The sequence below is a fragment of the Pantoea sp. BRR-3P genome, assembly GCF_039621635.1.
Lineage (GTDB): Bacteria > Pseudomonadota > Gammaproteobacteria > Enterobacterales > Enterobacteriaceae > Pantoea > Pantoea floridensis.
The window spans coordinates 2,342,228-2,356,607 of sequence record NZ_CP155066.1 but is presented as its reverse complement, the minus strand read 5'-3'; the positions used below and the strand labels follow the sequence as shown (position 1 = coordinate 2,356,607).

Below are 14,380 nucleotides of genomic sequence, written 5' to 3'. Positions count from 1 at the left end.
TGATTTAATGAAATCCGCCATCCTTGCAGGGATGGCGGATTTTTTTATGTCAGGTTAAAAGTCGTAGCCTACCGTTGCCATTACGGTGCGCTCGGCGCCGCGATAGCAATAGCCGGTGCCATAACAGGCCGCCAGATACTTTTTATCCGTCAGGTTGTTGGCATTGACCTGCAGCCAGGCGCCTTTCAGCTGTGAATTCCACGCACCAAGATCCGCGCGTACCGATGCATCAAACAGCGTTACGGATGGCAAACGCGTGGTGTTTTCGTTATCTGCCCACTGTTTGCCGATATAGCGCACACCGGCACCGGCGCTTAAGCCATAATCAAACTGATAATGACCCCATAAAGACGCCATGCTGTTCGGCGTGACATACGGCGTATGGCCATCGTTGCCGTCCACGGAATCTTTGAAGCGCAGGTGATTCAACGTGTAACCGGCGATGGTGCTGAAACGCGAGGTCAGCTGATTGCGTGCTTCCAGCTCAATACCCTGTGAATGCACTTTGCCCGATGGCGTATAAGTACCGTCCAGCACGTTACGGTTGGCGACATCATCCTGGGTCAAATCGTATAAGGCGATGGTGTACATATCGCGCGTCCCGACCGGCTGATATTTCACACCCGCCTCATACTGCTCGGAAGTGGTCGGTTTCAGCTGATTACCATTAGGATCGGTTAATGACGCTGGCGTAATCGCCTGGCTCCAGCTGACGTAAGGCGATACGCCATTTTCGAAAGCATACAGCAGTGCGGCGCGTCCGCTGATGTGATCGTCCTGACGACGGCTGGTGCCGTTTTCCGACACGATGCGATCATAGCGACCGGAAAGATCCAGATGCCAGCGATCGAGCTGCAGCTCATCTTGTAAATACAGGCCGGTTTGATAGTAGCGGCGCGTTTGCGAGGTCCAGGCGAAGTCCGGCATGATGCCCACTTCATCGCCGTTCCAGGCATTCAGCGAACTGGCGGCTCCGCTGGCTTCGGTAATGTCATTTTTGTAGCGATGATACTCGGCACCCAGCGTCACGCGATGCTGCACGGCGCCCGTCGCGAAATCGGCCTGCAATTGGTTGTCGTTAGCCCATGCGCTCAGTGAAGAACGTTCGCCGGAGAAATAGCGATTCAGCAGGTCCGGATTGGTGGCATTCCAGCCAATTTGATACACCTGATCAAGCGCGGTATTCGAATGGCTATAGCTGCCGGTAGAATGCACGGACCATACATCGTTAAAGCGATGTGAGAAGTCATAGCTATAAATCTGTTCGTGGCGCTTGAACTGATCGTAGGCGCTGTCGCCCTCGTAGAAACTGTCGCTCAGCTTACGGCCATTGTGGCTGTAAAGCGTACCTTCAGCCGGCACCGAACCGTGATAGCCGCCAGAAGGATCTTTTTGCAGATAGGCGCGCAAGACTAAATTGGTGTCTTCACTCGGCTGCCACATCAGCTGCGGTGAAATCGCATACTTCTCTTCACGGGTGTGATCGTACTGGGTATCGCTGTTACGCGTGATGCCGGTTAAGCGGAATGCCCACTGATCGTTGATGGCGTTGGTGTAATCAAACGCGGCGCTGTTGGTGGCGTTGGTGCCGGTCGAAAGGCGGAAATGGCCCTCTTCAGCGAACTGCGGACGCTTACTCACCATATTCACTAGGCCGCCAGGTACGGTTTGGCCGTAGAGCGCGGAAGAGGGGCCTTTTATCACATCAATGCGATCGAGAAACCAGTTATCCACCTGCAGGATGTTGAAACTGCCGCCATCGCTCATGACGCGCAGGCCATCGAGGAAGGTGTTATCAACATCGCCACCGTGGAATCCACGCAGGGCGATGGTGTCGTAGCGCGTAGCGGCACCGCCAAAGTTGGTGAATACGCCTGGCGTGTAACCGAGCGCCTGATTGAGATCCTGTGCGCCCTGATCTTCCATCTGCTGACGCGTCACCACCGAAATGGACTGCGGCGTCGTGATCAACGGCTGATCGGTTTTACTGGCACCGCTGCTGCGCGTGGCGAGATAGCCTTGCGTGGGTGATGTTGCGCTCTCTTGCGGCTGAGCCGTGACAACAATCGATTCTTCAGCGAAGGTTGCGGCGGGTAATGCCAACGCAAGTGCGCACAGCATGCGGCCACGTTTCAGGGTAAACAGCGATGTCATGAGGGTTCCTGTTGTTATTAATGGGAATAGGTATCGATATTAGATTGAGAATTATTATCTTTTAATGCGGGTGTTTCAAGGTGTGAATTTGTTGTAAGAAGGTTGTGAGAAAAAGGCACAGAGTGGCGAGTGGATTGCCTTTTATGGCATGAGGTTGGTGGATTAAGCGCAAGCTTGGTCGCCATGAATGGCGACCTTACGACAGGATGAAGTGGTTTTTGTAGGGTGCGCATTGATGCGCACCGGGAACCGATGAGGAAATAACTTACTTAACGCTGGTCAACGCCGGCATATTGGGAATATCGCCGGCGCTATTACAGGTTTTGTCTTTCGGGCAATATTTGTCGAGCAGTTTCAGCGTCACGCCGTTGGTCCAGCCAAAGCCATCCTGCAACGGATATTCACCGCCGCCACCGCCGCCCAACTGAGCGCCTTCAACCACGTACTTCTCAACCAGCTTATGCTCCTTGTCATACGTCGCCTGTACGTTTTGCAGGAAGCGTTGACCAATCTGCTGTGCCAGCTTCGGTTGCTTATAATGCTCGAGACCTTCCACCGCAACCCATTGCAGCGGTGCCCAGCCGTTTGGCGCATCCCATTGCTGGCCGTTATTTACCGTGGTCGTTACCAAACCGCCCGGCTTCAGCAGCTGTTTCTCGACTGCGGAAGCGGTGCGTTCGGCTTGCTTATCGCTCGCCACCTGCATGTAAAGCGGGAACAGCGTCGCCGCCGTCAGCTGTGGATGAATCTGCTTTTTCTGGAAGTCGTAATCGGCATACCAGCCTTGTTTGTCGTTCCACAGATAGCGATTGATAGCCGCCTGACGTTTTTCCGCATCCGCCGCAAACGCTTTGGCTTTGTCATCCTGCTTGTCCAGTTTTGCTGCTTTGGACAGCGTTTGCTCAAGATGGAACAGCAGGCTATTGAGATCGACCGGCGCTAGCTGGGTGGTGCGGATTGAGGCCAGATTATGCGCATCGGTAAACCAGCGCGAACTGAAATCCCAGCCTGAAGCCGCGCCCGCACGCAGGTCGCGATACACCTGCTGCTTATTACGCTCTGGCGCTTTGTTCGCCGTCGTCACGTCATCCAGCCAGGATTCGGTACGCGGCGCATCACGATCGTCCCAATAACGGTTCAGCAGCGTGCCATCGCTAAGTTTGATAACACGTTTGCTGGCCTGGCCGGGCGCCACTTTGTCGCTATCCGCCATCCAGTAGTCGTACTCTTTCTGCAGCTGCGGCAGGTATTGGCGATAGACATCATCACCTTTATGCGTCGCTAACAGGTCAACCATTAAACTGAAGAACGGTGGCTGCGAGCGGCTGAGATAGTAGCTGCGGTTGCCGTTAGGAATATGGCCATATTTGTCGAGCTCGGTAGCGAAGTTCTCCACCATATCCTGCACGCGATCCCAGTGGCCGCTCTCGGCCAGGCCCAGCATGGTGAAGTAGCTATCCCAGTAATAAACCTCGCGGAAACGTCCGCCTGGCACTACGTAGGGTTTCGGCAGCGGCAGCAGTGAATCGTACTGGCTGGCGCTCTGTGCGGTGCGCGTCAGCACCGGCCACAATCCATTAATGTGTTCGCGCAGGCTTTGACCGGAGGGCGGCACATATTTGTCCTGCTCTTGTGGCAGCGTAAAGTTGCTATCGACAAAATGCTTGAGATCAAAATTGCGCTGGCCTTTTTGCATCTGCCAGTCGGCCAGAATCGAAGAAGGATTCGATTTCGGTACCGCGTCGGCGAAGGTTTTCTGATCAGGGTAAAATTTAGCCTGCTGTACCGCATTGAACAACGGTCCCAGGCGCACATCCGGTGGCTGCGGTTGGTTGCTTAGCATGCGGCTTTGGTCATCGGCGTGTGCGGCGCTGGCACCCGCCAGCAGCGCGGCACTCAATAAAAAAGTCAGACGCGCGGGCGTAAATACGGCATTTTTTATCATCGGTTTTTCTCCTTGTCCGAAAAGGTGGTGTGCTAACGCATTGACCACCCGAACAACTTTAGTCGTTATCGCGCCGCTTAGCCTCGCATAGCGGTGGAAATGTGAAGCATCCTGAATTAATCACGCGAGAAATTGCGTGAGGCGACGGTTTTTGCTTGCCCTGTATCGCTATTTGCCTGAGGCTGAAGGCAAAAAAAGGAGAGCAGTATGGAGATTATCTGGTATCACCCGTCGCTGGCGCCGCAAAGCTGGTTGGACGGTTTGCAGCAACGTTTACCCGAAGCGCGCGTGCGCCAGTGGCAGCCGGGCGACAATGCGCCGGCCGATTATGCGGTGGTACGTTCCCCGCCCGTTGAGATGCTGGCGGGGCGTGAGCTAAAAGGCGTGTTTGCGATGGGGGCAGGAGTAGACGAAATCCTCAAACAGCTGCGCGACAATCCCCAGATGCTAGCTGATGACGTGCCGCTGTTCCGCCTGGAAGACACCGGCATGGCGCGTCAGATGCAGGAGTATGCCAACTGGTGCGTGTTGGGGTGGTTCCGCCGTTTCGCTGAATACCGTCAGCAGCAACAGCGGGCGCAGTGGCAGGAGCTTGACGCTATCGATCGCGAAAACTTCACCATTGGCGTGTTGGGCGCGGGTGTCCTTGGCCGCAGCGTGTTGGAAAGCCTGCGTCAGTGGGGATTCCCGTTGCGCTGCTGGAGCCGCTCCGCCAAACAGATTGACGGCGTGCAGAGTTTCCACGGACGCGATCGGCTGAATGCTTTCCTCGATGGCACCCAGGTGCTGATCGATCTGCTGCCCACCACACCGGAGACCACGAACTTAATCGATAGCCAATTGCTGCGCGTGTTGCCGCACGGTGCCTGTTTCCTTAATCTGGCGCGCGGTGCCCATGTGGTAGAAGCCGATTTGCTGGCCGCGTTGAACAGCGGCAAGCTTGCCGCCGCAGCGCTGGATGTGTTCCAGACCGAGCCGCTGCCGCAGGATCATCCGTTATGGTCTCATCCGCATGTCACAATTACGCCACATACTGCGGCCATTACTTTACCGGGTGAGGCGATGGATTACATTGCGGCTGCCATACTTGCTGTGCAGCAAGGCCAACAGCCGAGCGGTTTGGTCGATCGCCGACGCGGTTATTAATTCACATTGAGTCAGGAGATGAAGATGTATCCCGTTGATTTACATATGCACACCGTCGCCAGTACCCATGCTTACAGCACGCTGCATGATTATGTCGCTCAGGCGAAACAAAACGGCTTGAAACTGTTTGCGATTACCGATCACGGTCCGGATATGGCCGATGCGCCGCATTATTGGCACTTTGTCAACATGCGTATCTGGCCACGCGTGATTGATGGCGTCGGCGTGTTGCGCGGTATTGAAGCCAACATTAAAAATCAGCAGGGCGAAATTGATTGCAGCGGCCCGATGCTGGACGCGCTGGATTTGATCGTGGCGGGCTTCCATGAACCGGTGTATGCGCCGCGCGATAAAGCGCATCACACCGAAGCGATGATTGCGGCGATGGCGGGCGGGCAGGTGCATATTATTTCGCATCCCGGCAACCCGAAGTTCCCGGTGGATATCCGCGCAATTGCTGAAGCTGCGGCGCATTACGATGTGGCGCTGGAGATCAATAACTCCTCGTTCACCCATTCGCGTCCGGGCAGCGAACCAAACTGCCGCGCCATTGCGGAAGCGGTGCGCGATGCGGGTGGTCGTCTGGCGTTTGGTTCTGATTCGCATACGGCATTCACGCTCGGACATTTCGAACACTGCCTTCGCATCACCCGCGAAGTGGATTTTCCTGAAGATCGCGTGTTAAATGTCACGCCGCGTCGCCTGCTCGATTTCCTCGAACAGCGCACCGGCAAACACATTGCTGAATTTGCTGATTTTTAACTTTTTTGCCTCAAGGAATTCTGTTGCATGAATGAGTTTTCCATTCTCTGCCGCGTCATCGGTTCGCTGTTTAATCGTCAACCTCAGGATCCGCTGTTGGTGCCGCTATTCACTCTGCTACGTGAAGGCAAACTGCAACAGCAGTGGCCGCTAGAGCAGGACGAACTGTTGTCGCGTTTGCAGCAGAATAGCGATCCGCAGGCGCTGGCTGCTGACTATAACGCGCTGTTTGTTGGCGGCGAGTGCAGCGTTCCGCCGTATGCGTCACAGTGGCCGAACGGTGTCGCTGAAGCGGACGTGCGCGCATTTCTTAGCGCACGTGGCATGCCGCTGAGCGACGCACCGGCCGATCATTTCGGCGTGCTGCTGCTGGCGGCATCGTGGCTGGAAGATCAGTCGGCAGAGGATGAATCCGCTGCGCAGCTGGCGCTGTTCGACGAGTATCTGCTGCCGTGGTGCGGCGCCTTCCTTGGCAAAGTGGAAGCTCACGCTACCACGGCATTTTATCGCACGCTGGCGGCGCTCAGCCGGGAAGCGATTCAGGCGATGTACGACGAGCTGAACGAAGAGCAGGGCGACGACGCCTGAGTATCACCAGCTTGCTGCGCTGCTGCCGAGCTTCACGCCTGGCGTAGCGCAGATCATTGGCGTGCCGGGCAGATATGCCGCGGCACGCAATCTCTCTGCAATCCCCCACTGATTAATCTCAATGGTGCTAAGTGCGTCATCGTGCTGTGCATGAATACCGTTTTGCCGATTTCCCGGTGCGGCGCCGTGCTGCTGCAACAGACGCGCGGTGCGGGCCAGTGACAAACGTGCCTGCCAGCCCACCCCTTGCGTAAGACGCTGACGTAAACCTTCCAGCACCGCCGCCGCCATCAGATAGCCGGTTGCGTGATCGAGCGCTTGCACCGGCAGCGGTGTCGGCTTGCCGCTGCCGCTCCAGCGCATGCCTTGCTCGGCAATGCCGCAGCCCATCTGCACCAGGCTATCGAATCCGCGCCGGTTGCGCCACGGGCCGCTCCATCCCCACGCATTCAGACTGACATCCACCAGCCCTGGCGCCAGCTGGCGTCGGGCATCCGCATCCAGCCCCAATTTTTCCAACGCATCAGCGCGGTAACCGTGTACCAGTACATCGCTGTGCTGCAATAGCTGGCACAGCTGTTCGCGGCCCGCGCGGGATTTGAGGTCGAGACGCGCGCAGCGTTTGCCGTAGGTGATATCTTCTTCCAGCGTCGGCTCCTGCCAGTTCGGCGGATCGATGCGCAGCACCGTTGCGCCAAGGCTGGCAAGAAAGCGTGTCGCCACCGGGCCGGCAATGATCCGCGTGAGGTCCAGCACGCGTACGCCGAGCAGCGGCCGCGCGGGCGATAATGGCCAATCTGGCGTTGGCGCTGCGTCGCTGGCCTGCTGGGCGATCAGCGGTTCCTGTTGCACCGCGCTGCCTTGCGGGTGCTGCAGCCATTGCGCTTCGCTGCGCATCTGCGCGGCGCAGCCGCCTGCCTCAATCACCGCCTGTTCCAGCGCGGCGGCGGGCCAGCGCGCCACGGCATGCGCCAGAGCGGCTCGGTTGGCCTGTTGGCCAAGCACCTGCTCCATTGCCGCCCGATGATGCGCGGCGTTGGTATGCAGGCGGATCCACCCGTCGGCGCTGGCATAATCACCGGCAAATTCATCCCAAAGCGCGGCAGGTGGACGATTCAAGGGGACAACGCTGTGTTGAAACCAGCGTGAAGCGAGGCGTACATTGACGCTCACCGGCCGGGATTGGCCAAGTAAATCGCTCAGCGCCTGGCTAGCGAGGCCAATACTGGTGGCCGCAAGTTCGCTAACGGCGAAGGCAGAGGCGAAGGTATCGGGTTGGAGAAAAGTGAGCGTGGGAAGCGGGTCCGCGCCACGCAATCCCTGCCACATTTGCTGCCACAGCGCGGCAGCACGTTGATAATCCATGTTGAGTCTCCGGATAACGCGCGAAACTCAAGCATAGCAGAGCGAATTTAACGACGGCGTAAACGCGGAAACCGCGCGTGCATGCGCAGGTTGCGCAGGTTAATCACCGCAATTGCCGTACCTAAAATCACCAGCGAAGCGCCGAGAATTTTAAAGCTGTTCATGCTATCGCCGAGCACCAGCACGCCCATCAGCACCGCCAGCACCGGCGTCAGCAGCGAGTAGGGCATGATCAGGTTGACGTTATATTTCTTCAGTAAGGCGTACCACAGCGTATAGGCCACAATAGACGAGGCGATAGCGCTGTAAAGAATGCCAAACCAGCCGCGCCAGCCCGCGTGGCTCAGCGCATAAAACTGCTGTGATTCAGTGAGCCAGGAAGCCGCGCCAACGATGGGCACGGCGAGGAAGGAGATCCAACCGGTGAGCGTCAGAGGTTTGATCGGCGGCGATTTTTTTACAATCATATTGCTGATTGCCCAGCCAAAGGCGCTGCACAGTAAGATACACAACACCCACCAGGCAGGAATGGTTGGACTGCCCGAGAGCACAGCCACGCCGCTTAACGAAATGGCGATACCTATCAACTGCACCAGCCGCAGTTTCTCTTTTAATATTACCATCGCCAGCAGCATGGCAATCGGCGTACCGAGTTGCACCACGATGGCTCCGGTGCCGGCATCGGTGTAGCGCATGCCAACAAACAGCAGCGAGAAGTGCATAAAGCCGAAGGTGAACGCCAGCGTCAGCAGCCAGGGGAGTTGCTGGCGGGTGATGCGGCAGAAGGGGATCAGCACCATCGCCACCACCACAAAGCGCATCCAGGTAAGAAACAGCGGCGGAAGTTCCAGTAATCCCCACTTTACCGCCACGTTGTTGAAGGCCCAGATGGAAACCACCATCAGAACCATAAAAAAATGCCGCACTGCCACAATGTCTTCCTTCACGGATTAATCAAAATAAGCTCCGCCTAATGATGGCATGAAGGTGATGACTTCGGGCACAGGCGGCAAAATTTTTTCTTTCGCGCATGCGCTTATGCAGGAAAAAAATAAGACATGTCGCTGATTTACTGGCAAAGTGGATGTCCGAAACACGACCATTATGAGGAACGTATTCGGCATGACACAGACCCGCGCTTTACCCCTTGCCCTGATTCAACTCGACGTTCCGCCGCAGCAGGTTGTGGCGCAAATTGGTGAACAACCTCAGTGGTTTATCGACGCGCTGCAACTGCAGCCCGATGATTATGTGATTGTGCGTCCGCATCTTGGCGATGATTTTCCGGCGTTTGACCGCGTCAGCGGTGCGATTCTCAGCGGTTCCTGGGCGATGGTGACCGATCACGCCGACTGGAGCGAACGTACTGCGGCATGGATCCGGGGCGCGCTCGAATCCGAATTGCCGCTGCTTGGCGTCTGCTACGGCCATCAGCTGATGGCATATGCGCTGGGAGGCAAAGTGGGCGATAACCCGAATGGTTGGGAGCGTGGGCTCAAACCGCTCACGTGTAGCGACTGGGCAAAAAGCGATCCGTGGCTGGCCCCTTTGCCGGGTGAATTCCAGGCGTGGCTGTCACATCGCCAATCGGTATTAACGCCGCCGCCCCATGCGCAGGTGCTGGCGAGTTCGGCGCTCGATGGCTGCCAGATTTTGCGTTATTCACCGCAGGCGCTGTCGGTACAATTTCATCCCGAGTTTACCCGCAGCATCATGACTGCCTGTTTACCGGCTGGCATCAGCGATGACGGCACGCCATTAACAGGCGAAGATTGGTCACGTGAACTGTTGCGCAGCTTCTGGCAGCAAACGCGGCTGCAGCCGCGCGTGCAGGCTCAAGGTGCGTAATGCCGCGTGCAGCGGTAAACCCATGCGGGTGGCATGTTCTTCAGCACGCGTTGGCGCTCCCAGGTAAAGTAGCGTGACAAATTAGGCTGGGTAAACGAGGTGTATTGAAACTGCACAAATACGCCGCGTGGACCCAGCGCATCATGCACCGCATTCAAAATGTTATCGCGCGTTGCCGGTGGCAATGACAGCAGCGGCAAACCAGAAAAAATCACATCATATTCGCCGGAAAGATACTCCGCAGAACAGGCGCGCACCTGCATGCGCGGGTCCGGTAAGCCGCGCAGGCTTTTAACCAGCTCCGGGCTAATTTCGAACACATCCAACTGGGCTTGCGGCGACATGCGGGCCAGCAAATGGCGCGTCAGTACGCCGTCACCGGCGCCGAGTTCAGCGATACGCAAACTGTGATCCCAATTCACCGCATCACACATGGTGCGGCACAGCGCGGCGGAAGAGGGCGTGATGCTGCCCATTTTGCGCGGGTTGCGGATAAATTGCTGAACAAAGTTCGCTTTGGCGCGCATTAACGTCAGGGCTGAAGCCAACATCTGTTTCTCCTGGTTAGTATCCTGCTTCATATTGACCGCATATTTCGCCTATGTTTCGTTTTTTGCAGCATCACCGGGAAAACTCGGAATTATCTGGCGCCTGTTGCGCAAAAGCGCGCAATAAATAACGTCATGCCGATCGGTTAAGCGCCTTGTTTATCGCGCATCGCACCGTCTATTGCGCCGGATTCCCACGGTGAGGTCACAGTTTCCGGCTCTGCGATCTGACAGGCTGGCATTGATCGCTCAATGTTAATAACAAGTTTCACAGTTGTTAATAGCCACTCAGTCCCGCAAGGAGGAATACCATGCGTTACGCTGCTCCAGGAGAACAAGGTTCTCTCATTACTTTGCAATCGCGTTATGGCAACTTTATCAACGGCGAATTTGTTGCGCCGGTGAACGGTAATTACTTCGTCAACACCTCACCGATTAATGCTTCAACCATTGGCGAGTTTCCACGTTCGGATCGTGCGGATATCGATAACGCCGTAGCAGCGGCGCAGGCGGCGGCCGATGCATGGGGCAAAACCTCACCGCAGGCACGTTCACTGGTGCTGCTCAAAATTGCCGATCGCCTTGAAGAGAATCTGGAATACATCGCGGTCAATGAAACCTGGGATAACGGTAAACCAGTGCGCGAAACGCTGGCGGCCGACCTTCCGCTGGCGGTCGATCACTTCCGCTATTTCGCCGGTTGCGTGCGGGCACAGGAAGGCACCGCCGCAGAGATTGATGAATTCACCGCCGCCTATCACTTTCACGAACCGCTCGGCGTGGTGGGCCAAATTATCCCGTGGAACTTCCCGCTGCTGATGGCCGCGTGGAAACTGGCTCCGGCGCTCGGCGCAGGCAACTGTGTGGTGCTAAAACCCGCCGAACAAACGCCGCTGTCGATTACGCTGTTTATGGAGGTGATCAAGGATTTGCTGCCGCCAGGCGTGATTAACGTGGTCCACGGCTACGGCAAAGAGGCCGGCGAAGCGCTGGCGTCGCATCCGGGGATCGCCAAAATCGCCTTTACCGGTTCCACCGCAACCGGTGGCCATATTCTCGAGCTGGCCGCGAAAAGTTTGATTCCGTCAACCGTCGAGCTGGGTGGTAAATCGCCAAACATTTTCTTCGAAGACATCATGGATGCCGAAGAGAGCTTTATCGAGAAGGCGGCAGAAGGCGTGGTACTCGGCTTTCTCAATCAGGGCGAAGTGTGTACTTGCCCATCACGCGCGCTGGTGCAGGAGTCGATCTTCGAGCCGTTTATGGCGGCGGTAATGAAACGCATCAAAACCATCAAACGTGGCGATCCGCTGGATACCGAAACCATGATTGGGGCGCAAGCGTCGCAGCAGCAGTTCGACAAGATCCTCTCCTATCTGGAAATTGCGCAGCAAGAGGGCGCGCAAGTGCTGCACGGTGGCGGGGTGGAGAAAATCGGCGAGGAGTTTGCCAGCGGCTACTACATCCAACCGACCTTGCTGAAAGGCGATAACAGCATGCGCGTGTTCCAGGAAGAGATCTTCGGGCCGGTGGTTGGCGTGCTCACCTTCAAAGATGAAGCGGAAGCGCTCGCCATCGCCAACGACTCGATTTACGGCCTGGGTGCAGGCGTATGGACGCGGGATATTAATCGCGCCTATCGTATGGGACGCGCGATTAAAGCTGGACGTGTGTGGACCAACTGTTATCACCTCTATCCAGCGCACGCGGCGTTTGGTGGCTATAAGAAATCGGGGATTGGCCGTGAAACCCACAAAATGATGCTCGATCATTATCAGCAGACCAAAAATCTGCTGGTGAGTTACAGCACGCAACCGCTGGGCTTCTTCTAATCGACGACGGCAGCGGGGCGAACCGCTGCCGTCGTCATCACAGCGTCATTTAGGCGTGTCACAGTGCCTGAATCACGAATACAGATTTTTCCTCATGAAATTAAGCCAGGTCTTGCCGATAGTAATAACTCAGAGCGAGTAAAGTGATGCACTGCTTTTAAGGAGAAAAGATGAATACGCTGTATGACTTTGCGGAACTGCACGATGAAGTGCTGGATGCCGAGGAACAAAACATCATTACCGTGAATTTGCCAGGGCGTCAGGCAATTTACGTGATTGGTCAGAATGACGACGATGTGGATATGCTGTTAGACGTGCAAATGTGTGGTGTGTAGGCCCACGTAGATGATGAGAAACGAAAAAATCCGCAGCCATTGAGCCGCGGATTTTAGTTTGAGGCAGGTAAAGGGTTACTTCACGCAGGCCGCGCAGTTATTGTGAATCTGCTGGAAGAAGTCGTTACCTTTGTCATCCACCAGAATGAACGCCGGGAAGTTTTCCACTTCAATCTTCCAGATCGCTTCCATGCCCAGTTCGGCATACTCCACGCATTCCAGACTCTTAATACTTTGCTGCGCCAGCACGGCTGCCGGGCCACCAATGCTGCCGAGGTAGAAACCGCCGTGTTTGTGACACGCATCGGTAACCTGTTTGCTGCGGTTGCCTTTGGCCAGCATCACCATGCTGCCGCCGTTCGCCTGCAGCAAATCAACGTAAGAATCCATACGACCCGCAGTCGTTGGGCCGAGTGAACCGGAAGCATAGCCTTCTGGCGTCTTGGCCGGACCCGCGTAGTAAACCGGATGATCCTTGATGTACTGCGGCAAACCTTCGCCGTTATCAATACGCTCCTTCAGCTTGGCGTGCGCAATATCGCGCGCCACGATGATGGTACCATTCAGTGACAGACGGGTTGAGACAGGATAGGCCGACAGTAGCTTCAGGATCTCGCTCATTGGCTGGTTCAGGTCAACATGAACCACTTCACCTTCGCCCTGCTGGCGCAGTTCTTCCGGGATGTAGCGGCCAGGATTGTCTTCCATCTTCTCAATCCAGATACCTTCGCGGTTGATTTTGGCTTTGATATTACGGTCTGCGGAGCAGGAGACGCCCATGCCAACCGGGCAGGAGGCGCCGTGACGCGGCAGACGTACCACGCGGATATCGTGCGCGAAGTATTTACCACCAAACTGCGCGCCCAGGCCAAGTTCCTGCGACGCTTTCAGCAGCTCTTCTTCCAGCTGTACGTCGCGGAAAGCCTGACCATGCTCATTACCTTCGGTCGGCAGTGAATCGTAGTAGTGCGTTGATGCCAGCTTAACGGTTTTCAGCGTGCTTTCCGCTGAGGTACCGCCAATAACGAAGGCAATGTGGTATGGCGGACAGGCTGCAGTACCCAGCGACATCATTTTATCGACCAGGTAGTTCTTCAGCTTCGCAGGGGTAATCAACGCTTTAGTTTCCTGATACAGATAGGTTTTGTTAGCGGAACCGCCACCCTTAGCGATGCACAGGAATTTGTATTCGTCGCCGTCGACGCTGTAGAGGTCGATCTGTGCCGGCAGGTTGGTGCCGGTATTCACCTCTTTATACATATCCAGCGCGGCGTTCTGGGAATAGCGCAGGTTATCTTCGATAAAGGTGTTGTAGACGCCTTGCGACAGCGCGGCTTCATCGCCACCGCCGGTCCAGACGCGCTGGCCTTTTTTACCCATGATGATCGCGGTGCCGGTATCCTGGCAGGTTGGCAGTACGCCTTTCGCGGCAATCTCAGAGTTGCGCAGGAACTGCAGGGCAACGTATTTATCGTTTTTGCTGGCTTCGTCATCGGCGAGGATCGATGCCACTTGTGCCTGATGCGAGGCGCGCAGCATGAAGGAAGCATCGTGAAATGCCTGCTTTGCCAGCAGCGTCAGCGCTTTGGGATCCACTTTCAGCACTTCTTCACCATCGAAGTTGGCCACGGAGACGTAATCGCGGCTCAGCAGATAGTATTCGGTATCATCTTTGGCGAGAGGAAAGGGATCTTGATAATAGAAGGGTTTGTTCGACATGTTGGCTCACTTAGCTTCGTGTTGCCCGCCAGCATGACGGGCGACAAATTAGGCGATCTGTTATTTGGTTTTCTCTCGCCAGCCCTCCGCAGGGGCTGACTGGCGAGTATCATAACATTTTCACGGTAATGCGCGGCT

General features: G+C 56.1%; 12 protein-coding genes. 6 read left to right on the top strand and 6 right to left on the bottom strand.

From position 1 onward, the window contains the following. Positions 1–54 precede the first annotated feature (54 nt). The gene (locus AAGR08_RS10895) at positions 55–2,154 is read right to left on the bottom strand and encodes a TonB-dependent siderophore receptor (RefSeq protein ID WP_345826859.1); all 2,100 of its coding nucleotides are present in this window, start codon (positions 2,152–2,154) and stop codon (positions 55–57) included. A 265-nt stretch (positions 2,155–2,419) separates the two neighbouring features. After that, a complete protein-coding gene (gene treA / locus AAGR08_RS10890; RefSeq protein WP_345826858.1) occupies positions 2,420–4,099 on the bottom strand; it encodes an alpha,alpha-trehalase TreA in 1,680 nt (559 codons plus the stop codon). 207 nt (positions 4,100–4,306) lie between these two features. Here treA and ghrA point away from each other — a divergent pair, with 207 nt between their 5' ends. From ghrA to AAGR08_RS10875, 3 genes are read left to right on the top strand one after another with little or no spacing between them, the layout of a single operon-like run. Then, complete coding sequence (gene ghrA / locus AAGR08_RS10885) at positions 4,307–5,245, top strand: glyoxylate/hydroxypyruvate reductase GhrA (RefSeq protein ID WP_345826857.1); 939 nt, start codon at positions 4,307–4,309, stop codon at positions 5,243–5,245. 24 nt (positions 5,246–5,269) lie between these two features. Then, entirely contained in the window at positions 5,270–6,007 is a 738-nt protein-coding gene (locus tag AAGR08_RS10880; RefSeq protein WP_097094190.1) for a phosphatase, read from the top strand. Between the two features lie 27 nt (positions 6,008–6,034). Beyond that, positions 6,035–6,595, top strand: coding sequence for a molecular chaperone (locus AAGR08_RS10875; RefSeq protein WP_345826856.1), 561 nt, complete (start codon positions 6,035–6,037; stop codon positions 6,593–6,595). A 3-nt stretch (positions 6,596–6,598) separates the two neighbouring features. Here the strand turns inward: AAGR08_RS10875 and AAGR08_RS10870 are convergent, their stop codons facing one another. After that, positions 6,599–7,960: a CoA transferase gene (locus AAGR08_RS10870; RefSeq protein ID WP_345826855.1), complete on the bottom strand. Its 1,362-nt coding sequence runs from the start codon at positions 7,958–7,960 to the stop codon at positions 6,599–6,601. A 47-nt stretch (positions 7,961–8,007) separates the two neighbouring features. After that, positions 8,008–8,892: an EamA family transporter gene (locus AAGR08_RS10865; protein ID WP_345826854.1), complete on the bottom strand. Its 885-nt coding sequence runs from the start codon at positions 8,890–8,892 to the stop codon at positions 8,008–8,010. Positions 8,893–9,082: 190 nt separating this feature from the next. On the opposite strand from AAGR08_RS10865, the gene AAGR08_RS10860 reads away from it, so the two are divergent. Then, the gene (locus AAGR08_RS10860) at positions 9,083–9,808 is read left to right on the top strand and encodes a glutamine amidotransferase (protein ID WP_097094186.1); all 726 of its coding nucleotides are present in this window, start codon (positions 9,083–9,085) and stop codon (positions 9,806–9,808) included. On the opposite strand, the gene AAGR08_RS10855 is transcribed toward AAGR08_RS10860, so the two are convergent. Continuing rightward, a complete protein-coding gene (locus AAGR08_RS10855; RefSeq protein WP_097094185.1) occupies positions 9,796–10,359 on the bottom strand; it encodes a methyltransferase in 564 nt (187 codons plus the stop codon). The two genes, AAGR08_RS10860 and AAGR08_RS10855, sit on opposite strands and share 13 nt — an antisense overlap. Positions 10,360–10,667: 308 nt before the next feature. Here AAGR08_RS10855 and AAGR08_RS10850 point away from each other — a divergent pair, with 308 nt between their 5' ends. Further along, entirely contained in the window at positions 10,668–12,188 is a 1,521-nt protein-coding gene (locus AAGR08_RS10850; protein ID WP_097094184.1) for an aldehyde dehydrogenase family protein, read from the top strand. A 170-nt stretch (positions 12,189–12,358) separates the two neighbouring features. Beyond that, positions 12,359–12,523, top strand: coding sequence for a hypothetical protein (locus AAGR08_RS10845; protein WP_176519115.1), 165 nt, complete (start codon positions 12,359–12,361; stop codon positions 12,521–12,523). Between the two features lie 75 nt (positions 12,524–12,598). Here the strand turns inward: AAGR08_RS10845 and fumA are convergent, their stop codons facing one another. Beyond that, positions 12,599–14,242: a class I fumarate hydratase FumA gene (gene fumA / locus AAGR08_RS10840; protein WP_097094183.1), complete on the bottom strand. Its 1,644-nt coding sequence runs from the start codon at positions 14,240–14,242 to the stop codon at positions 12,599–12,601. Between the last annotated feature and the right edge of the window lie 138 nt (positions 14,243–14,380).